Genomic DNA, 18,849 nt, shown 5'->3' with positions numbered 1-18,849 from the left:
AAACTCCCCGACCTCGGTCACGGTCGACCGACCCCCAGGAAGTTCGCGAGGAGGGGGGCGCCGTGGTGGGAGAGGACCGACTCGGGGTGGAACTGGACGCCGGCCAGCGGGAGGTCGCGGTGCTCGACGCCCATGACGATCCGGTCCTCTCCCTCGCCGACCCAGGCGTTGACGCGCAGGCAGTCGGGCACCTCGACGGCCGCGAGGGAGTGGTAGCGCACCGCGTCGAACGGTGAGGGCAGCCCCGCGAACACCCCGGTCCCGTCGTGCTCCACCCGGGCGACCACGCCGTGGGCGGGCGGCACCTGGGCGACGCGGCCGCCGTACGCCGAGACCAGGCCCTGCAGGCCGAGGCAGACGCCGAGCACGGGCGTGCGCGCGGCGAGCAGGAGGTCGCGGCCGACCCGGAAGTCCGCGGGGACGTCGGGGCTGCCGGGCCCGGGCGAGAGGACGACGTGGGTGAACCCGTCGAGGTCGGCGGCGCCGACCTGGTCGTGCTCGACGACGACCGGCAGGGAGCCGGTCACCTCGGCGACCAGGTGGACGAGGTTCCAGGTGTAGGAGTCATGGTGGTCGACCACCACGACACGGGGACCTCGCCCGGGCTCGCTCACCGCACCGGCTCGATCACCGGAGCACGAGGTCGACGACGAGGTCGCGGACGAGGGCGAAGCCGTCCTCGGTGAGGATCGACTCGGCGTGGAACTGCATCCCGCGGTAGTGCGGACCCCGCAGCATGTGCACGTCTCCGGTGGCCGGGTCGGCGGCGACCGTGACCCCCTCGGGCAACGGACCGTCGGGGCGGCCGACGAAGGTGTTGTAGAAGCCGACCACCTCCTCGCGGTCCGGCAGCACGGGGTCGAGCGAGACCCGCGACTGCGTGCCCTGGAAGACGATGTCCTTGTAGGCAAGGGGGATCCCCAGCCGGTCGCAGAGCACCTGGTGACCCAGGCACACCGCGAGGAACGGGCTCCGCGAGGCCAGCAGCCCGTCGACCACCCGGCGGAACGCCGCGATCTTGGGGTGGTCGCCGTCGCGGGGGTCGCCCGGGCCGGGGCCGACGACCACGAGGTCGAGGCCCTCGAACCGCTCGGGCGTCGCCTCCTCGTGGGGTACGACGACCGCGCTCATCCCGAGCACCTCGAGCACGTGCACGAGCATGTTGACGAAGTCGTCCTCGCCCTCGAGGATCGCCGCCCGCTTGCCCTTGAGCTCCGGCACGGGGGCGGCCCCGCCCTGGTCGGTCAGCCAGAACCGGCTCAGCCGCTGGTTGCGCGACCCGAGCGCGACGATGACGTCCTCGTCCTGCGTCAGCTCGGCGACACCGGTGACCGGCTCGGCGGGCGCGTCGGTGAGGCCGAAGGCGGTCAGGATGCCGCCTGCCTTGGCCCACGTCTCGGCCACCTCGTACGCCGGGTCGGAGTCGCGCACGAGCGTCGCACCGGCGGTGACCTTGAGCCGCCCGTCGAGGCTGACGTCGGCGGTGCGGATGACGATCGGGCTGTCGGCGGTCTGGGCACCGCTCGCGTCGCGGCCCAGCAGCGCGAGGGCGGCGCCGTAGTAGCCGCGCCCTTCGGTCTCGTACTGCGCGATCAGCCGGCAGGCGTTCTCGACGGGAGCGCCGGTGACGGTCGCGGCGTACATCGTGTCGCGGAGGACCTCGCGCACGTCGCGGCTGGTGCGGCCGGCGAGGAGGTACTCCGTGTGGACCAGGTGCGTCATCGGCTTGAGGAACGGGCCGAGCACCTGGCCGCCCTCGTTGCAGACGTCGCACATCATCTTGAGCTCCTCGTCGACGACCATGAAGAGCTCGTAGATCTCCTTCTCGTCGGCCAGGAACTCCAGCAGCCGCGCCTTGCGCTCGGCCTCGGGGACCCCGCGCAGACGGAAGGTGCCGGAGATCGGGTTCATCCGCACGTCGCCCCCGTGCACCGACACGTGACGCTCCGGGCTGGCGCCGACGAGGAAGCGGTCGCCGGTGGAGAAGCAGTAGGTCCAGTAGGCGCCGCGCTCGCGCTCGAGCAGCCGCCGCAGGACCGTCAGCGCCTGGTCGGGGCCCCACTGCTCCAGCTGGGCGCGGTAGTGCCGGCCGACCACGAGGTTGGCGCCCTCGCCGTTGCCGATCTCCTCGTCGATGATCGTGCGCACGACGTCGGCGTAGTCCTCGTCGCTGGTCTCGAAGGCACCGCGGTCGGCGAAGGTGACGGGTACGTCGGGCAGGGCGGCGAGCAGGTCGGCGTAGGGGACCTCGTGCTCGACCTGCACGTCGACGACCGTGAGGGGCGCGCCGTCGTCGTGGGCGACGAACCCGCGCTCGCGGACCTGGCGGAACGGCACGGCGAGCAGCCGGTCGAAGCGCTTGCCCTCGGCGGGGACGCCCTGCTCGAGGGGGACCTCGAGCAGCGAGCCCACCTCGCTCCTCGGCCCCCCGACCAACGTGACCGTCGCTGCGTCCTTGACCCGGACGACCGCCCAGGCCTCGCACCCCAGCAGCTCGTCGAGCGCCGCACGGGGGGAGGGAGGGGTGCCGGTCATGGGCGAACGCTACCCGGGCCGGGCGGTCGGGCTCGACGGGTTTCGAGGCCCGGCCGGACGCCGTGGGAAAACATCAGCAGGGCTGCACCTTCCCCCCGGTCGGTGCAGCCCTGCTGCGTCACATCTGTCGGTCCGTGCGTGGCGCCGAGCCTCCTGATGCACCCCCGTCGACTGCGGCACGTCTCCCCTGCGGTGAGCTCCCCCGTGGCCCCCCACGGTGCTTCGCTGGGCCCTTCCCGAGCCGGTGCGTCGACAGGGACAACTGTGTCGGACCGGGACATCACCGGACACGGTCGGACGGCCCGGATTCGGCCGGTGCGATGGTCCCGAGTCCTGCGACCGAACGGCTGAGCCGATCCGCCGATCGGCCGAGCCCGCCGGGGTGAGCCACGTCAGTGGACGAGGGTGAGCTCCTGGGTCGCCCGGGTCAGGACGACGTAGAGGGTGGCGCGACCGGTCGGGGACTCCGCCTCGATCTCGCCGGGCGCGACGACGACGATGCCGTCGAACTCCAGGCCCTTGGTGTCCAGGCCGGTGAGCAGCGCGAGCCTCGCCTGGTCGCCGCCCTCGCGCTCGGCCCAGCCCTCGAACCACGCCTCGAGCTCGGCCCGGCGGCCCGCGGCCGCGACCACCCCGACCGTGCCGGGGAGGTGGTCGAGCATGCGGCGGGCCTCGGCGGTCACCTCGGCGGCCAGGTCGGTGGCCTTGGCCTCGACCGGCTCGACGCCGGTGCTGCGGACCGCCTCGGGCAGGTCGATGTCCAGGCCGACGCGCTCGGCGTACGCCGCGGCGAAGCGGTAGATCTCCGCGGAGTTGCGGTAGTTGGTGTCGAGGTGGAAGCGGTAGCGCTGCTTGTTGCGCATCGCCTCCTCGCGCGCGGCGTCGGCCTCCCCGGGGAACGGCCACGACGACTGGGCCGGGTCGCCGACGACGGTCCACGTCGCGGTCGGGCCCCGCCGGCCGACCATGCGCCACTGCATCGGCGAGAGGTCCTGGGCCTCGTCGACGAGCACGTGGGCGTAGGTGTCGTCCTCGATGCGGCGCTGCGCGCGGGGTCCGGTGAACTCGCGGTCCTGGACCGTGGTGAGCTCGGGCAGGTTGGCGTCGACCAGGTGCGCCAGCGGGTCGTCGAGCAGCTCGGGGTCCTCCTGCGGCTCGCCGAGCAGGTGGCGCAGCTCGTCGACCAGCGCCACGTCCTCCACCGACAGGTCGTGGGCGTCGCGGCCCCAGGCGTCGGCCCGGGTGAGGACCGCGACGTCCGCGACGCTGATCACGCCCTCGCCGATCGTGCTGAGGAAGCTGGGGTCGCGCAGCCAGCCGAGCACCTCGGCGCTGTAGAGCGGCGGCCACCACTCGCGCAGGAACAGCAGGAAGCGGTCGTCGCCGAGCACCGTCTCGGCGAAGTCCTCGCGGCTGCGCTCCAGCGCCCGCTCGCCCTTGACCTGGCGCCAGAGCGCGTCGACCAGCAGGCTGCCCGCGCGGGCCTGCGGCACCGCGTTGCGGCGCCCGGCGGCGCCACCCTGGCCGAGCAGCGAGCGCCGCACCCGGCCCAGGTCGCCGGGGGTCAGGCGCAGGACGTCGTCGCGGTAGAAGTAGCGGAACTCGCGCGGCGAGCCCGGCACCGGCTGGCGGGCGGCGCGCCGCAGCAGCTCGGCCATGCGGGCCGCGCCCTTGACCGCGGCCACGTCGGCCGCGTCGTGGCGGACCGCGTCGATGCCGTCGACGACCTCGCCCAGGGAGCGCAGGGCGACGGCGGTCTCGCCCAGGGAGGGCAGCACCCGCTCGATGTAACGCATGAAGACGCCTGAGGGACCCACGACCAGCACGCCCCCGCGCTCGTAGCGGCGGCGGTCGGAGTAGAGCAGGTAGGCCGCGCGGTGCAGCGCGACGACGGTCTTGCCGGTGCCGGGTCCGCCGGAGATCTCGACGACACCGCGGCTCGGGGCGCGGATCGCCTTGTCCTGCGCGGCCTGGATGGTCGCGACGATCGAGTGCATGCGGCGGTCGCGGGCCCGCGAGAGCTGCGCCATCAGGGCGCCCTCGCCCACGATCGGCAGGTCGGTCTCGGCCTCGGCGTCGAGCAGGTCGTCCTCGACCCCGACGACGCGCTTGCCGGTGCAGCGCAGCACCCGCCGGCGTACGACGCCCTGGGGCTCCGAGGCCGTCGCCTGGTAGAACACCGCCGCGGCGGGGGCGCGCCAGTCGATCAGCAGGGGCTCGTGGTCGTCGTCGCGCACGCCGATGCGGCCGACGTACCTCGGCTCGACGGCCGGGTCCTTGAGGTCGAGCCGTCCGAAGACCAGGCCCTCGTGGGCCGCGTCGAGGGTGGCGATGCGCTTGGCCGCCTGGAACACCATCGCGTCGCGCTCGACCAGCCCGCCCTCGTGGCCCAGGCGGGCGCGGCTGTGGCCCTCGGCGGCGAGGAGCTGGGCGTTGCGCGCGGCCACCTCGAGCTGGGCGTAGACGCGGTCGACGACCCCCTGCTCATGGGCGATCTCGCGCGCCTCGACCTGTGCGGGGTCGGCGGCGGCGGGGCCGACGGCGAGGTCGGGGCGTGCCGGTGGGGTCCGGTCGGTCACGGGTGCGGGGTCCTCCCTGGGAAACGAGCACGCAAGCCTATCGCGAGGAGGTCCGACCAGGACGGGTCTAGCGTGGAAGCCGTGACCGACCGCACCCCCTCCCCGCTTCCCGCCACCCTCGGCGAGCTCCGCGCCTCGGGGCACGTCCACAAGCCGCTGCGCGTGGAGCTGCGCGACAACCTCCTGGCCAAGCTGCGCGCCGGCGAGGACCCCTGGCCCGGCCTGCACGGCTTCGAGGACACCGTCGTCCCCCAGCTCGAGCGCGCCCTCATCGCCGGGCACGACGTCGTCCTCCTCGGCGAGCGCGGCCAGGGCAAGACCCGCCTCCTGCGCACCCTGGTGACGCTGCTCGACGAGTGGACGCCGGTGATCAGCGGCTCCGAGCTCGGCGAGCACCCCTACGAGCCGATCAGCCACGCCTCGCAGCAGGCCGCGGCGACCGACGGGGACGACCTGCGCATCTCGTGGCGGCACCGCTCGGAGCGGTACGCCGAGAAGCTCGCCACCCCGGACACCTCGGTGGCCGACCTGATCGGCGACATCGACCCGATCAAGGTCGCCGAGGGCCGGTCGCTGGGCGACCCGGAGACGATCCACTTCGGGCTGATCCCGCGCAGCCACCGCGGCATCGTGGCGATCAACGAGCTGCCCGACCTCGCCGAGCGCATCCAGGTCGCGATGCTCAACGTGATGGAGGAGCGCGACATCCAGATCCGCGGCTACCTCCTGCGGCTGCCGCTGGACGTGCTCGTGGTGGCCTCGGCCAACCCCGAGGACTACACCAACCGCGGGCGCATCATCACCCCGCTCAAGGACCGCTTCGGCGCGGAGATCCGCACGCACTACCCCGTCGCGCTCGAGGACGAGGTCGCGGTGATCCGCCAGGAGGCCCACCTGCTGGCCGAGGTGCCCGACTTCGTGGTCGAGATCCTCGCCCGGTTCACCCGTCACCTGCGCCAGTCGTCCTCGGTCGACCAGCGCTCGGGCGTCAGCGCGCGCTTCTCGATCGCCGGTGCCGAGACCATCGCCGCCTCCGCGCTGCACCGCGCGACCGTCCAGGGCGAGGACGAGGCGGTCGCCCGCATCGTCGACCTCGAGACCGCGGTCGACGTGCTCGGCGGCAAGGTCGAGTTCGAGACCGGCGAGGAGGGACGCGAGCGCGAGGTGCTCACCCACCTGCTGCGCACCGCGACCGCCGAGACGGTCCGCGCGCACCTGCGCGGCATCGACTTCGGGCCCCTCGTGGCGGCGCTGGAGAACGGCGCACTGGTCACCACCGGCGAGCAGGTGACCGCCCGCGACTTCCTGGCCGGGCTGCCGGTGCTCGGCGAGTCCGACGTCTACGACCAGGTGATGGACCGGCTCGGCGCGCGCACGGACGGCGCGCGCGCCTCCGCCCTCGAGCTCGCCCTCGAGGGCCTCTACCTCGCCCGCAAGATCGGCAAGGAGACCGGCGGCGGGGAGACGGTCTATGGCTAGGTCGGGTCACCGGTCCCGCTACACCCGGTACGACGGGGGGCCCGACCCGCTGGCCCCTCCCGTCGACCTGGCCGAGGCGCTCGACGCGATCGGCGAGGACGTGATGGCGGGCTACTCCCCCGAGCGCGCGATGCAGGAGTTCCTGCGCCGCGGCGGCCGCGACCAGGTGGGGCTCGACGAGCTCGCGCGGCGCATCGCCCAGAAGCGGCGCGAGCTGCTCCAGCAGCACTCCCTCGACGGCACGATGCAGGAGGTCAAGGAGCTGCTCGACCGCGCCGTGCTCAACGAGCGCAAGCAGCTGGCCCGCGACATCGACCTCGACGACACCGACCGGGCCTTCCGCGAGATGCGGCTCGACAGCCTGCCCCAGTCGCCCGCCGCCGCGGTCAGCGAGCTGTCGTCATACGACTGGCAGAGCAGCGACGCCCGCGAGGACTACGAGAAGATCCGCGACCTGCTCGGGCGGGAGCTGCTCGACCAGCGCTTCGCCGGGATGAAGCAGGCGCTCGAGGGCGCCACCGAGGAGGACCGAGCGGCGGTCCAGGAGATGCTCGGCGACCTCAACGAGCTGCTCGAGAAGCACCGCCTCGGCGAGGACACACAGGAGGACTTCGAGGAGTTCATGGCCAAGCACGGCCAGTACTTCCCGGAGGACCCGCAGAACATCACCGAGCTGCTCGACGCCCTCGCCCAGCGCGCGGCCGCCGCCCAGCGCATGCTCAACTCGATGACGCCCGAGCAGCGCGCCGAGCTGATGGAGCTCTCACAGCAGGCCTTCGGGTCCCCGGAGCTGATGCAGGCGATGTCCCGGCTCGACGACAACCTGCGCTCGCTCCGTCCGGGCGAGGACTGGCACGGGTCGCAGCGCTTCGAGGGCGAGGAGGGGCTCGGCCTCGGCGACGGCACCGGCGTGCTGCAGGACCTCGCCGACCTCGACGAGCTGGCCGAGCAGGTGTCGCAGTCCTACTCCGGAGCACGGCTCGACGACATCGACCTCGACAAGGTGCAGCGCCAGCTCGGCGACCAGGCCGCGATCGACGCGCGCACGCTGGCCGACCTCGAGCGCGCGCTCAAGGAGACCGGCTACCTCCGCCGCTCCGCCGACGGGCAGCTCAAGCTCTCGCCCAAGGCGATGCGCCAGCTGGGCAAGGCGTTGCTGCGCGACGTGGCCAACCGGCTCTCCGGTCGGCAGGGCCAGCGCGACGTGCGGCAGTCGGGCGCGGCCGGCGAGCTGTCCGGCGCGACGCGGCCCTGGGCGTTCGGGGACACCGAGCCCTGGGACGTGACGCGCTCGATCACCAACGCCGTCCTGCGCAGTTCCTCCGAGGGCCGCACCGGGCCCGGCGTGCGCCTCACCATGGAGGACATCGAGGTCAGCGAGACCGAGGCCCGCACGCAGGCGTGCGTCGCACTGCTGGTCGACACGTCGTTCTCCATGGCCATGGACGGCCGGTGGGTGCCGATGAAGCGCACCGCGCTGGCCCTGCACACCCTGATCAGGTCGCGGTTCCGCGGTGACGCGCTGCAGCTGATCTCGTTCGGTCGCGCCGCTCGCGTGATGGAGATCGAGGAGCTCACCGCGCTCGACCCCCGCTACGACAAGGGCACCAACCTCCACCACGGGCTGCTGCTGGCCAACCGGCACTTCCGCAAGCACCCCAACGCCCAGCCGGTGCTGCTGATCGTCACCGACGGCGAGCCGACCTCCCACCTGGAGGCCGACGGCGAGGTGCGGTTCTCCTACCCGCCGCACCCGCGCACCATCGCCCTCGCGGTCCGCGAGCTCGACAACGCCCGCCGGCTCGGCGCGCAGACGACGTTCTTCCGGCTCGGCGAGGACCCGGGGCTGGCCCGGTTCATCGACGCGATGGCCGGCCGGGTGGAGGGCCGGGTCGTCGCGCCCGAGCTCGACGACCTCGGCGCCGCGGTCGTGGGGTCCTACCTCGGGTCGCGCAAGGGCGGACGCGGACCGGTCGGCGAGCACATGGGCGACTGGTTCGGTGGCCGCGGCTGGTGGGTCGGCTGACCCTCCGGCCGACGCTCCGCTCGACGCTCGGGCCGGCGTACGTCGACCACGGCGCCACCGACTCGTCGCCCGCAGGTCACTGCCGCGACGCCCGCGGTGCGCTACCTTCCGAGACATGACACTGCTGCAGCTCCGCGCGCGTCTCACGGCCACGCGCGCCCACCGCCTGCCGGCGATGACCCTGGTCGCCACGATGGCCGTCGCCGGGGTGGCCGCGTGCTCCCCGCCCGCCAAGGACAGCGGCGGCGGGTCCGGCTCGGACAAGGCCGCCTCCGCCACCTCGGCCGCGGACCTGGGCGGCATGGACGCCCTGGTCAAGGCCGCCAAGAAGGAGGGCGAGCTCAACGTCATCGCCCTTCCCCCGACCTGGGCCAACTACGGCGAGATCCTCAAGGCCTTCACCGCCAAGTACGGCATCAAGATCAACTCCCAGCTGCCCGACGGCGCCAGCCAGGACGAGATCAACGCCGCCGAGCAGCAGAAGGGCAAGAGCACGGCCCCCGACGTCTTCGACCTCGGGCAGTCGGTCGCACTGGCCAACACCGACATGTTCGCCCCCTACAAGGTCGCGACCTGGGACTCCATCCCCGAGGAGTTCAAGGACCCCGACGGCGCCTGGGTCAACGACTACGGCGGCTACATGTCGATCGGCTACAACTCCGACAAGGTCCCGGACGTGACCAAGGTCGCCGACCTGCTCAAGGGTGACTTCAAGGGCGCCGTGGCGCTCAACGGTGACCCGACCCAGGCGGGCGCGGCGTTCTCGGGCGTGGTCATGGCGTCCCTGGCCAACGGCGGCTCGGCCGACGACCTGGCTCCTGGTGTCGAGTTCTTCCAGAAGCTCAAGAAGGCCGGCAACTTCGTCGCCGTCGACCCCACCCCGGCCACGATCGAGTCCGGCCAGACGCCGGTCGTCATCGACTGGGACTACCTCAACGCCGCCGAGACCGCCAAGCTGCCCAGCTGGAAGGTCGTGATCCCCAGCGACGGCGACCCGGTCGCCGGCTACTACTTCCAGGCGATCAACAAGGGCGGCCCGCACCCCGCGGCCGCTCGCCTGTGGCAGGAGTTCCTCTACAGCGACGACGGCCAGAACCTCTGGCTGGGCGGTGGGGCCCGCCCGGTCCGCGCCGAGGCGATGGTCAAGGACGGCACGATCGACAAGCAGGCCTGGGACGCGCTTCCCGAGGTCCCCGGCAACCCGGTCACCGTGACCAACGAGCAGAACACCAAGGGCGCCGACTACCTGTCCAAGAACTGGGCCAAGGTCATCGGCTGAGGCCGGACGGTTCCTCGATGAGTGCCTCGAAGGGCGCCGGCGGCAGGGTGCGCAACACCTTGCCGCTGGCGCCCTTCCTGCTCTACCTGCTGGTCTTCCTGCTGATCCCGACGATCGCCATCGTGGTGGGGTCGGTCAGCCAGGACGGCGGCTTCACCACCGACAAGCTCCAGGCCCTCTTCGGCGGCGCTGCCATGCGCGCCCTCGGCAAGAGCGTCCTGGTCTCCGCCGTCACCGCCGTGATCGGCGCGGTCCTCGGGGCCGTGCTCTCCTGGTTGGTCGTCTCGGCGCCCCCCACCTCGCTCCTGCGCCGCACGGTGACGTCCGTGTGCAGCGTGCTCGCCCAGTTCGGCGGCGTCATGCTCGCCTTCGCGTTCATCGCGACGATCGGCTACTCCGGCGTGCTGACCCAGTGGTTCCACGACCACGGCAGCCTCGACCTCTACGGCTCGGGCTGGCTCTACAGCGTCAAGGGCCTGCTGCTGGTCTACTCCTACTTCCAGATCCCGCTGATGGTGATCGTGTTCCTCCCCGCCCTGGAGGGTCTGCGGGTGCAGTGGCGCGAGGCGGCGGTCTCCCTCGGCGCCACTCCGCGGCAGTACTGGACCCACGTGGCGGCCCCGCTCCTCGCCCCGGCGTTCCTGGGCTCGACCCTGCTGCTGTTCGCCAACGCGTTCGCCGCCTACGCCACGGCGGCGGCGCTGATCAGCCAGGGCAACCCGATCGTCCCGCTGATGATCCGCACCGCGATGACCAGCGAGGTCGTGCTCGGCCAGGCCGGGTTCGCCTACGCCCTGGCTCTCGAGATGGTGGTGGTCGTGGCGGTCGTGATGACGCTCTACACCCTGCTCCTGCGGCGTACGTCGAGGTGGCTGCGGTGAGCGCCTCCCTCGCCCCGAGCACCACGGGGCCCAGCGGCTGGCGTCGCGCGCTGCTGATGGCGCCCTTCGTCCTCTTCTTCGGCATCCCCCTGCTGTCGATGGCCGACTTCAGCACGCGCACGGCCACCGGCGTGGACCGGTCCTGGCAGGCCTGGGTCAACCTCTTCCAGGACGACCAGCTCTACACCGCCGTGGTCACCTCGCTGCTCCTGGCGGCCCTGACCGTGGCGCTGATGCTGGCCCTGCTGGTGCCGACGATGATCTGGGTGCGGCTGCGGGTGCCGTGGGCGGCGCGCACCATCGAGTTCCTCTGCCTGCTCCCCCTCACGATCCCGCCGCTGGTGATCGTGGTCGGGATGCGCGGCGTCTACGACTGGGTGACCTACTTCTTCGGCGAGTCACCCCTGACGCTGACCTTCGTCTACGTCGTCCTCGTGCTGCCCTACGCCTACCGAGCCCTCGACGGCGCCCTGTCCTCGATCGACATGACCACGCTGGCCGAGGCCGCCCGCTCGCTGGGGGCGAGCTGGCCCACCACGATCGTCCGGGTGGTCGTCCCCAACATCTGGAGCGGCATCCTGTCGGCGGCCTTCATCTCGGTGGCGGTCGTCCTCGGCGAGTACACGATCGCCTCGCTGGCCGGCTACCAGAACCTCCAGGTCGTCATCGTGCTGATCGGCAAGGTCGACGGCCCGACCTCGGTGGCGGCCTCCTTCGCCACGCTGGTCCTCGGCTTCGTGCTCCTGGGCCTGCTGACCCTGTTCTCACGCGGACGTCGGGGCGACGCCGCCGCGCGCACCGCCACACCCGCCCCCGTCACGGAAGGGACCTGAGGTGACCGAGCCCAGACAGACCGAGGGGGTGTCGGTCGAGCTGACCGACCTGACCCGCGTCTACGGCAGCGTCAAGGCCCTCGACGGCCTGACCCTGCACCTCAGCGCCGGCGAGCTGGTCGCCCTGCTCGGGCCGTCCGGTTGCGGCAAGACCACGGCACTGCGCATCCTGGCCGGACTCGACACCGCGACCTCCGGCCGGGTCGAGGTGGCGGGCAAGGACCTCACCACCGTCCCGGCCAACAAGCGCGACATGGGGATGGTCTTCCAGGCCTACTCGCTGTTCCCGCACCTCACCGTGCGCGACAACGTCGCCTTCGGGCTCAAGCTGCGCGGCCTCGACACCCGCAAGCGCCGCGAGCGGGCCGACGACATGCTCGCCCTGGTGGGGCTGGAGGAGCACGCCGACCGCTACGCCCACCAGCTCTCCGGGGGGCAGCAGCAGCGGGTCGCCCTGGCGCGGGCGCTCGCGATCGAGCCCTCGGTCCTGCTGCTCGACGAGCCGCTGTCGGCGCTGGACGCCAAGGTCCGGGTGCAGCTGCGCGAGGAGATCCGGCGCGTCCAGCTCGACGTCGGCACGACCACGCTCTTCGTCACCCACGACCAGGAGGAGGCCCTCTCGGTCGCCGACCGGGTCGGCGTGATGAACCAGGGGCGCCTGGAGCAGGTCGCCGCGCCGGCGACGCTCTACGCCGAGCCGGCCACCCCCTTCGTCGCCGAGTTCGTCGGGCTCAACAACCGGGTGCCGGCCAGCGTCTCCGGCGGCTCAGCGGTCGTGCTGGGCACCTCGCTGCCCGTCCTCCCCGGCTCGGTCTCGGGCTCCGGCACCGCGCTGGTCCGGCCCGAGGCCCTCAACCTGCGCGAGGACGCCGACGGCGACGCCACGGTGGTCACGCGCTCGTTCCTCGGCCCGATCTCGCGGGTGCAGCTCACCACCTCCGACGGCACCGAGCTCGTCGCGCAGGTCGGCTCCCAGGAGGCGCGTGCGCTCGACCCCGGCACCCGGGTCCGGGTCGGGGTGGACACCGCCCCGGTCCTCGTCGTCGACTGATCACGACGCGGCGGGGCTCCGTCAGCGGGCGCTCGGTCGAGGTCGTGGGTGAGCGCCGCGTCCCGACCTGGTCGCGGAACCCCAAGGTCGCGGGGGTCAGCCCTTCTTCCTCGACAGGAAGGCCAGCATCGCCTCGCGCGCGGCGTCGGAGCCGAACAGCCGGCCGGACAGCTCGGCCATCTCGGTCCCGTGGTCCTCGATGCGCTGCAGCAGCACGCCGTTGACCACCCGCTTGGACTCGCGGAGGCCCTGGGGGTGCCCCTTGCGCAGGTCGTCCAGCACGCGCCCGACCGCCGCGTCGACGTCGTCGGCGGCCTCGGTCACCAGGCCCCACTCGGCGGCCTGACGGGCGTCGAAGGTCTCACCGGTGAGGATCGCGCGCGACCCGGCCCGGCTGGTCATGCGGTGGAAGACGGTCAGCGAGATGACCGCCGCGGCGAGCCCGAGGCGCACCTCGGTCAGGGCGAAGCTCGCGTCGGGCCCCGCGACCGCGACGTCGGCGGCGGCGACGATGCCGATGCCGCCCGCGCGCACCGGGCCGTCCAGCCGGACCACGACCGGCTTGGGCGAGGCCACGACACGGCGCTGCAGCTCGACGATCTGCTTCGCGCCCTCGACCATCCCCTCGCCCGTCGCCTCCGAGAGGTCCGCGCCCGAGCAGAACACCCGGTCGGCCGACCGCAGGAGCACGACCTTGACCTCGTCGTCCTCCTCGGCCCGGGTCAGCCCGTCGAAGAGCCCCCGCACGAGCGCCTTGCTCAGCGCGTTGCGGTTGTGGGGCTGGTCGAGGGTCAGCGTCGCGACCTGGTCGGCGACGTCGTAGTGGACGGGCTCGGCGGAGGCATCGGTCATGCGGGTCATCCTGTCTCATCGGCGTGCTGCGGGCGGGGGACACTGGGTCCGTGCCCTGGGACCTGGTGATCGCCGTCGTCGGCGGTCTCGTGCTGCTCTGGGTGGTGCTGGTGGGGGCGCTCTCCCTCGTCGCCCGGCGCGAGGACGACCCGATGACGCTGCGGGACGTCGTACGCCTGGTCCCGGACGTCGTCCGCCTGCTGCGCCGGCTGGCGGCCGACCCCGAGCTGCCACGCGGCGTGCGGTGGCGGCTCGGGGCGCTGCTCGCCTACCTGCTCCTGCCGATCGACCTCGTGCCCGACTTCATCCCGGTGGTCGGCTACGCCGACGACGCCGTGGTCGTGGCGCTGGCGCTCCGGTCCGTCGTACGCCGAGCGGGGCCGGAGGCGCTCGACCGGCACTGGACGGGCACCGAGCAGGGCCTGGCCGCGGTCAAGCGGCTCGCGGGCGTGCGCCCTCAGTAGGACTTGGGCAGCCCCAGCGTGTGCATCGCGACGAAGTTGAGGATCATCTCGCGCGACACCGGGGCGATGCGGCCCAGGCGGGCGGCGAGGAGCATCTGGCCGAGGCCGTACTCCTGTGCCAGGCCGTTGCCACCGTGGGTGTGCACCGCCACGTCGGTGGCGTTGCAGGCGACCTCGCCGGCGGCGTACTTCGCCATGTTGGCGTACTCCCCCGCACCGGTGTCGTCACCGGCGTCGTAGAGCGCGGCGGCCTTCTGCTGCAGGAGTCTCGCCTGCTCGAGCTCGATCTTGATCTTGGCCAGCGGGTGCGCGATGCCCTGGTGCGTGCCGATCGGGTTGCCCTTCCACACCGCGCGCTCCTTGGCGTAGGCGACGGCCTTCTCCAGGGCGTAGCGCGCCATCCCGTTGGAGAACGCGGCGCCCATGATGCGCTCGGGGTTGAGCCCGGCGAAGAGCTGCAGCAGGCCCGCGTCGGCCTGGTCGGGGTCGCCGACGAGCTGGTCCTGGGTCAGCCGCACGCCGTCGATGTAGAGGTTGAACTGCTTCTCGGGGGCGGTGAACGACATCTCGATCGGCTGGTACTCGAAGCCCGGCGCGTCGGTCGGGACGATGAACAGCGCCGGCTTGAGGTTGCCGGTCTTCTCGTCGGCCATCCGCGCGACCACGAGGACGTGGTCGGCCTCGTCGACGCCCGAGATGTAGGTCTTGCGGCCGTTGAGCACGTAGCCGTCGCCGTCCGCGGTCGCCGCGGTGATGATCTTGTGGCTGTTGGAGCCGGCGTCGGGCTCGGTGATCGCGAAGGCCATCGTGATCGAGCCGTCGGCGATGCCGGGGACCCAGCGCTGCTTCTGCTCGGGCGTGCCGTAGCGGGCGATGATCGTGCCGCAGATCGCCGGGCTCACCACCATGAGGAGCAGCGGGGCGCCGGCCGCCGCGGCCTCCTCGAGCACCGCCGCGAGGTCCGCGATGCCGCCACCCCCACCGCCGTGCTCCTCCGGGAGCGAGACCCCGAGGTAGCCGTGCCTGCCCATGTCCTGCCACAGCTCGGTGGTCCGCTCGCCGGCACGCGCCTTGGCCTCGATGTAGTCCCGGCCGTAGGACGAGGCCAGCTTGTGGACGGCCTCGCGCAGGGCGACGCGCTCGTCGGGCTCGGTGAACATGGTCTGGGTCATGACGTCTCCTCGGAGGTGGTGCTGTCGGTGCTGCGAGTACTGCTGGTGGACTCGACGACGGCGAGGACGTCGCCGGCCGCGACCTGGGTGCCGACGCTCACCGGCACCTCGGTGACGACGCCGTCGTGCGGGGCGTTGATCGTGTGCTGCATCTTCATCGCCTCGAGCACGACGACCGGCTGGCCGGCCGTGACGGACTCGCCGGCGGCCGCGCGGAGGGCGATGACCGAGCCCGGCATCGGTGCGAGGAGCGAGCCCTCGGCAACCTGGTCGGCCGGATCCACGAAGCGCGGCACCCGGGTGAACGCCCAGTGCCCACCGGACCAGTCGATGTCGACCCGGTCGCCGTCGAGGGCGACGTCGAACGGCCGGGCGGTCCCGTCGAGCTCGACGACCACACGCCAGAGCCCGTCGCCGAGGTCCTCGATCGACGTCGCGCGAGCGGGGCCGACCTCGTCGTACACGTCGGCCAGGACGTAGCCATCCCGCCCACCGAGCCAGCCGACATCCACTCTCGTGCCGTCGGCCTCGAACGACGTGCGCTGCGGGGCGGACGTGACGTTGCGCCAGCCGGCCGGGACCGCCTGCAGGACAGGGCGTCTGCGCGCCACCTCCTCCGTGCACGCCACGGCCGCGGCGAACAGCGCGCAGCCCTGCTCGGACGGCGGGACGGACGGGATGCCCGAGCCGTTGACGCGGTCGAGCACGTCAGGGTCCGACAGGAACGCGGTCGACAGCCGCTCCTCCACGAAGTCCGGGTGGCGCAGGATCTCGACCAGCAGGTCGCGGTTGGTGCGGATGCCGTGCAGCCGAGCACGACCGAGCGCACCACCGAGACGGCGCAGCGCCGCGCGGCGGTCGGGCCCCCAGGCGATCACCTTGGCGAGCATGGCGTCGTAGTACGTCGACACCTCGTCGCCGGTCTGGAAGCCGGAGTCGAGCCGGACGCCGTACGCCGTGGGCGTGACGAACTGGAGGTCGCTCGGCACCTCGAAGGCACCGAGCCCGCCCGCCTGCGGCTGCCAGTCCTGGCTGGGGTCCTCGGCATAGAGCCGGACCTCGACCGCGTGACCGCGCGGCGCCGGGACGCCGTCGGGCACGAGCTCGGTGAGCGCGCGTCTCTCGGCGACGCCGACCTGCAGCTCCACCAGGTCGAGGCCGGTCACGCACTCGGTGACCGGGTGCTCCACCTGCAGACGGGTGTTCATCTCGAGGAAGTAGAAGCGCTGTTTCTGTTCGTCGTACAAGAACTCGACGGTGCCGGCGCCCTGGTAGGAGATCGCCTCGCCTGCCAGGCGGGCCGCCTCGTGCAGCGCGGTGCGCACGTCGTCGGGGATGCCGGGGGCAGGCGCCTCCTCGACCACCTTCTGGTGGCGGCGCTGGACCGAGCAGTCGCGGTCACCGACCACGAGGACGGTGCCGTGTGCGTCGCCGATGATCTGCACCTCGACGTGGCGACCCTGCTCGACGTAGGGCTCGATGAACACCGTGCCGTCGCCGAAGGCCGACGCAGCCTCGTCGCGGGCCGCGTCCACGTTGGCGGCGACCGACTCGCGGCGGCGTACGACGCGCATGCCGCGGCCGCCGCCACCGGACGAGGCCTTGACCAGCACCGGGAGGTCGGACTCGGTGACCGCGTCGGGCGCCAGGTTGTCGAGCGTGGGCACGCCCGCCTCGGCCATCAGCCGCTTGGACTCGACCTTGGAGCCCATCGCCTCGATCGACTCAGGGGCAGGACCGACCCAGGTCAGGCCGGCCTTGAGCACCTCGCGGGCGAAGTCGGCGTTCTCGGACAGGAAGCCGTAGCCGGGATGGATGGCGTCGGCACCGGCTCGCTGCGCGGCCTCGATGACCAGGTCGGCGCGCAGGTAGGTCTCCGCAGGCGTGTTGCCAGGAAGGCGCACGGCGACGTCGGCCTCGCGCACGAACAGCAGGTCCGCGTCGGCGTCGGAGTGCACGGCGACGGTGCCGATGCCGAGGTCACGGCAGGTGCGGAAGACGCGGCGGGCGATCTCACCGCGGTTGGCGACGAGCAGTCGTCGGATCGGCTGCGTCATGGGCGGAACACTCCGAAGCGGTCGGTGCCTTCGACGGGCTGGTTGGCGATCACGGACAGGCAGATCCCGAGGACGGTGCGGGTGTCGCGCGGGTCGATGACCCCGTCGTCGTAGACCATCCCGGAGAGGAAGAACGGCAGGCTCTGCTCCTCGACCGACTGCTCGACGAACGCGCGCATCCCGGCGTCGGCCTGCTCGTCGTAGGGCTTGCCCTTGGACTCGGCCGCTGCCCTGGCGACGATCGAGAGCACGCCCGCGAGCTGGGCAGGGCCCATCACCGCGGACTTGGCGCTCGGCCACGTGAAGAGGAAGCGCGGGTCGTAGGCACGGCCGTTCATGCCGTAGTTGCCGGCGCCGTACGACGCGCCCATGATCACCGTCAGGTGCGGGACCCGGCTGTTGCTGACCGCGTTGATCATCTGGGCGCCGTGCTTGATGATGCCGCCCTGCTCGTACTCCTTGCCGACCATGTAGCCGGTGGTGTTGTGCAGGAACAGCAGCGGCACGTCGATCTGGTTGGCCAGCTGGATGAACTGGGTCGCCTTCTGGGCCTCCTCGGAGAAGAGGATCCCCTGCGCGTTGGCGAGGATGCCCACCTGGTGGCCGTGCAGCCGGGCCCACCCCGTGACCAGCGAGGAGCCGTAGAGCGGCTTGAACTCGTCGAAGCCAGCCTCGTTGCCGGGCCCGACCCCGTCGCAGATGCGGTGGATCACCTCGCGCGGGTCGAACGGCTCCTTGAGGTCGGTCGGGATGATGTCGAGCAGGTCGTCGGCCGGCAGGTCCGGCTCGACGAAGCCCACCTCGTTGGTCGAGGTGCGAGGCGCTAGCCGAGCCTCGAGACCACTCGCGACGGGCGCCTTGCGGTGGTTGAGCCGCGCCACGATGCGACGCCCGAGGCGGATGGCGTCCTCCTCGTCGACCGCGAGGTAGTCCGCGAGGCCGGAGATCCGCGCGTGCATCTCGGCGCCGCCGAGCGACTCGTCGTCGGACTCCTCGCCGGTCGCCATCTTGACGAGCGGCGGGCCGCCGAGGAACACCTTGGCGCCCTCCTTGACCATGACGACGTAGTCGCTCATGCCGGGGATGTAGGCACCACCGGCGGTCGAGTTGCCGAACACGAGCGCGATGGTCGGCCGCTTGTCCGCCGACGACCGCGTGATGTCGCGGAAGATCTTGCCGCCGGGGATGAAGATCTCCTTCTGCGTGGGGAGGTCGGCGCCGCCGGACTCGACGAGGTTGATCGTGGGAAGGCGGTTCTCCGCGGCGATCTGCGCGGCGCGGAACGACTTCTTCAGCGTCCAGGGATTGCTGGCACCCCCCTTCACGGTCGGGTCGTTGGCGACGATCATGCACTCGACGCCGGAGACGACGCCGATGCCGGTGACGATGCTCGCGCCCACGGTGAAGTCGGAGCCCCAGCCGGCCAGCGGCATCAGCTCGAGGAACGGCGAGCCCTCGTCGAGCAGCAGCTCGATCCGCTCTCGGGCCAGGAGCTTGCCGCGCTTGCGGTGGCGCTCGTTGTTGCGCTCGCCGCCGCCGTCGACGGCTTTGGCCTGCTCGGCGTGGAGGTCCGCGATCTTGGCGAGCATCGCCTCGCGCCGACTGATCGGCTCCGCTGCGGGCTTCTCCTGCTCCGTCGCG

At 72.3% G+C, this 18,849-nt stretch carries 14 protein-coding genes; 7 read left to right on the top strand and 7 right to left on the bottom strand.

Annotation, left to right across the window (positions count from 1 at the left end; translation table 11 throughout):
- Positions 1-17 precede the first annotated feature (17 nt).
- From J2S63_RS11585 to J2S63_RS11575, 3 genes are all read right to left on the bottom strand, one after another.
- A complete protein-coding gene (locus J2S63_RS11585) occupies positions 18-581 on the bottom strand; it encodes an anthranilate synthase component II (RefSeq protein ID WP_310302117.1) in 564 nt (187 codons plus the stop codon).
- A 46-nt stretch (positions 582-627) separates the two neighbouring features.
- Positions 628-2,535 (bottom strand): anthranilate synthase family protein, encoded by a 1,908-nt coding sequence (locus J2S63_RS11580; protein WP_310302114.1) that lies wholly within the window; start codon positions 2,533-2,535, stop codon positions 628-630.
- 392 nt (positions 2,536-2,927) lie between these two features.
- Entirely contained in the window at positions 2,928-5,114 is a 2,187-nt protein-coding gene (locus J2S63_RS11575) for a HelD family protein (RefSeq protein WP_310302111.1), read from the bottom strand.
- Positions 5,115-5,195: 81 nt separating this feature from the next.
- Here J2S63_RS11575 and J2S63_RS11570 point away from each other — a divergent pair, with 81 nt between their 5' ends.
- The 6 genes from J2S63_RS11570 (at position 5,196) to J2S63_RS11545 (ending at position 12,663) form a co-directional block, all read left to right on the top strand.
- On the top strand, positions 5,196-6,593 hold the full coding sequence (locus J2S63_RS11570) for a MoxR family ATPase (RefSeq protein ID WP_310302108.1): 1,398 nt from the start codon (positions 5,196-5,198) through the stop codon (positions 6,591-6,593).
- Positions 6,586-8,619, top strand: coding sequence for a vWA domain-containing protein (locus tag J2S63_RS11565; RefSeq protein WP_310302105.1), 2,034 nt, complete (start codon positions 6,586-6,588; stop codon positions 8,617-8,619). The genes J2S63_RS11570 and J2S63_RS11565 overlap by 8 nt, the downstream gene beginning before the upstream one ends.
- A 115-nt stretch (positions 8,620-8,734) precedes the next feature.
- On the top strand, positions 8,735-9,898 hold the full coding sequence (locus J2S63_RS11560; protein ID WP_310302102.1) for an ABC transporter substrate-binding protein: 1,164 nt from the start codon (positions 8,735-8,737) through the stop codon (positions 9,896-9,898).
- Positions 9,899-9,915: 17 nt separating this feature from the next.
- The gene (locus J2S63_RS11555; RefSeq protein ID WP_310302099.1) at positions 9,916-10,779 is read left to right on the top strand and encodes an ABC transporter permease; all 864 of its coding nucleotides are present in this window, start codon (positions 9,916-9,918) and stop codon (positions 10,777-10,779) included.
- Positions 10,776-11,612, top strand: coding sequence for an ABC transporter permease (locus J2S63_RS11550; protein ID WP_310302097.1), 837 nt, complete (start codon positions 10,776-10,778; stop codon positions 11,610-11,612). Before J2S63_RS11555 ends, J2S63_RS11550 begins: the two co-directional genes overlap by 4 nt.
- Position 11,613: 1 nt before the next feature.
- Positions 11,614-12,663, top strand: a complete 1,050-nt coding sequence (locus J2S63_RS11545; RefSeq protein ID WP_310302095.1) for an ABC transporter ATP-binding protein — start codon at positions 11,614-11,616, stop codon at positions 12,661-12,663.
- Between the two features lie 96 nt (positions 12,664-12,759).
- Here J2S63_RS11545 and J2S63_RS11540 read toward each other — a convergent pair whose 3' ends face one another.
- Positions 12,760-13,515 carry an enoyl-CoA hydratase family protein gene (locus tag J2S63_RS11540; RefSeq protein ID WP_310302092.1) on the bottom strand — a complete coding sequence of 252 codons (756 nt, stop codon included), beginning with the start codon at positions 13,513-13,515 and terminating at the stop codon, positions 12,760-12,762.
- 50 nt (positions 13,516-13,565) lie between these two features.
- Here J2S63_RS11540 and J2S63_RS21300 point away from each other — a divergent pair, with 50 nt between their 5' ends.
- On the top strand, positions 13,566-13,979 hold the full coding sequence (locus J2S63_RS21300; RefSeq protein WP_374725113.1) for a YkvA family protein: 414 nt from the start codon (positions 13,566-13,568) through the stop codon (positions 13,977-13,979).
- On the opposite strand, the gene J2S63_RS11530 is transcribed toward J2S63_RS21300, so the two are convergent.
- The 3 genes from J2S63_RS11530 to J2S63_RS11520 are packed head-to-tail and all read right to left on the bottom strand — an operon-like array spanning position 13,973 to position 18,797.
- Positions 13,973-15,151 carry an acyl-CoA dehydrogenase family protein gene (locus tag J2S63_RS11530; RefSeq protein ID WP_310302090.1) on the bottom strand — a complete coding sequence of 393 codons (1,179 nt, stop codon included), beginning with the start codon at positions 15,149-15,151 and terminating at the stop codon, positions 13,973-13,975. The two genes, J2S63_RS21300 and J2S63_RS11530, sit on opposite strands and share 7 nt — an antisense overlap.
- Positions 15,148-17,208, bottom strand: coding sequence for an acetyl/propionyl/methylcrotonyl-CoA carboxylase subunit alpha (locus tag J2S63_RS11525; protein ID WP_310302089.1), 2,061 nt, complete (start codon positions 17,206-17,208; stop codon positions 15,148-15,150). The genes J2S63_RS11530 and J2S63_RS11525 overlap by 4 nt, the downstream gene beginning before the upstream one ends.
- The gene (locus J2S63_RS11520; RefSeq protein ID WP_310306675.1) at positions 17,205-18,797 is read right to left on the bottom strand and encodes an acyl-CoA carboxylase subunit beta; all 1,593 of its coding nucleotides are present in this window, start codon (positions 18,795-18,797) and stop codon (positions 17,205-17,207) included. The genes J2S63_RS11525 and J2S63_RS11520 overlap by 4 nt, the downstream gene beginning before the upstream one ends.
- Positions 18,798-18,849 lie beyond the last annotated feature (52 nt).

The organism is Nocardioides marmoribigeumensis, assembly GCF_031458325.1.
Taxonomy (GTDB): domain Bacteria; phylum Actinomycetota; class Actinomycetes; order Propionibacteriales; family Nocardioidaceae; genus Marmoricola_A; species Marmoricola_A marmoribigeumensis.
The sequence above is the reverse complement of the archived record's forward strand: the minus strand, read 5'-3'. Positions and strand labels throughout refer to the sequence as shown.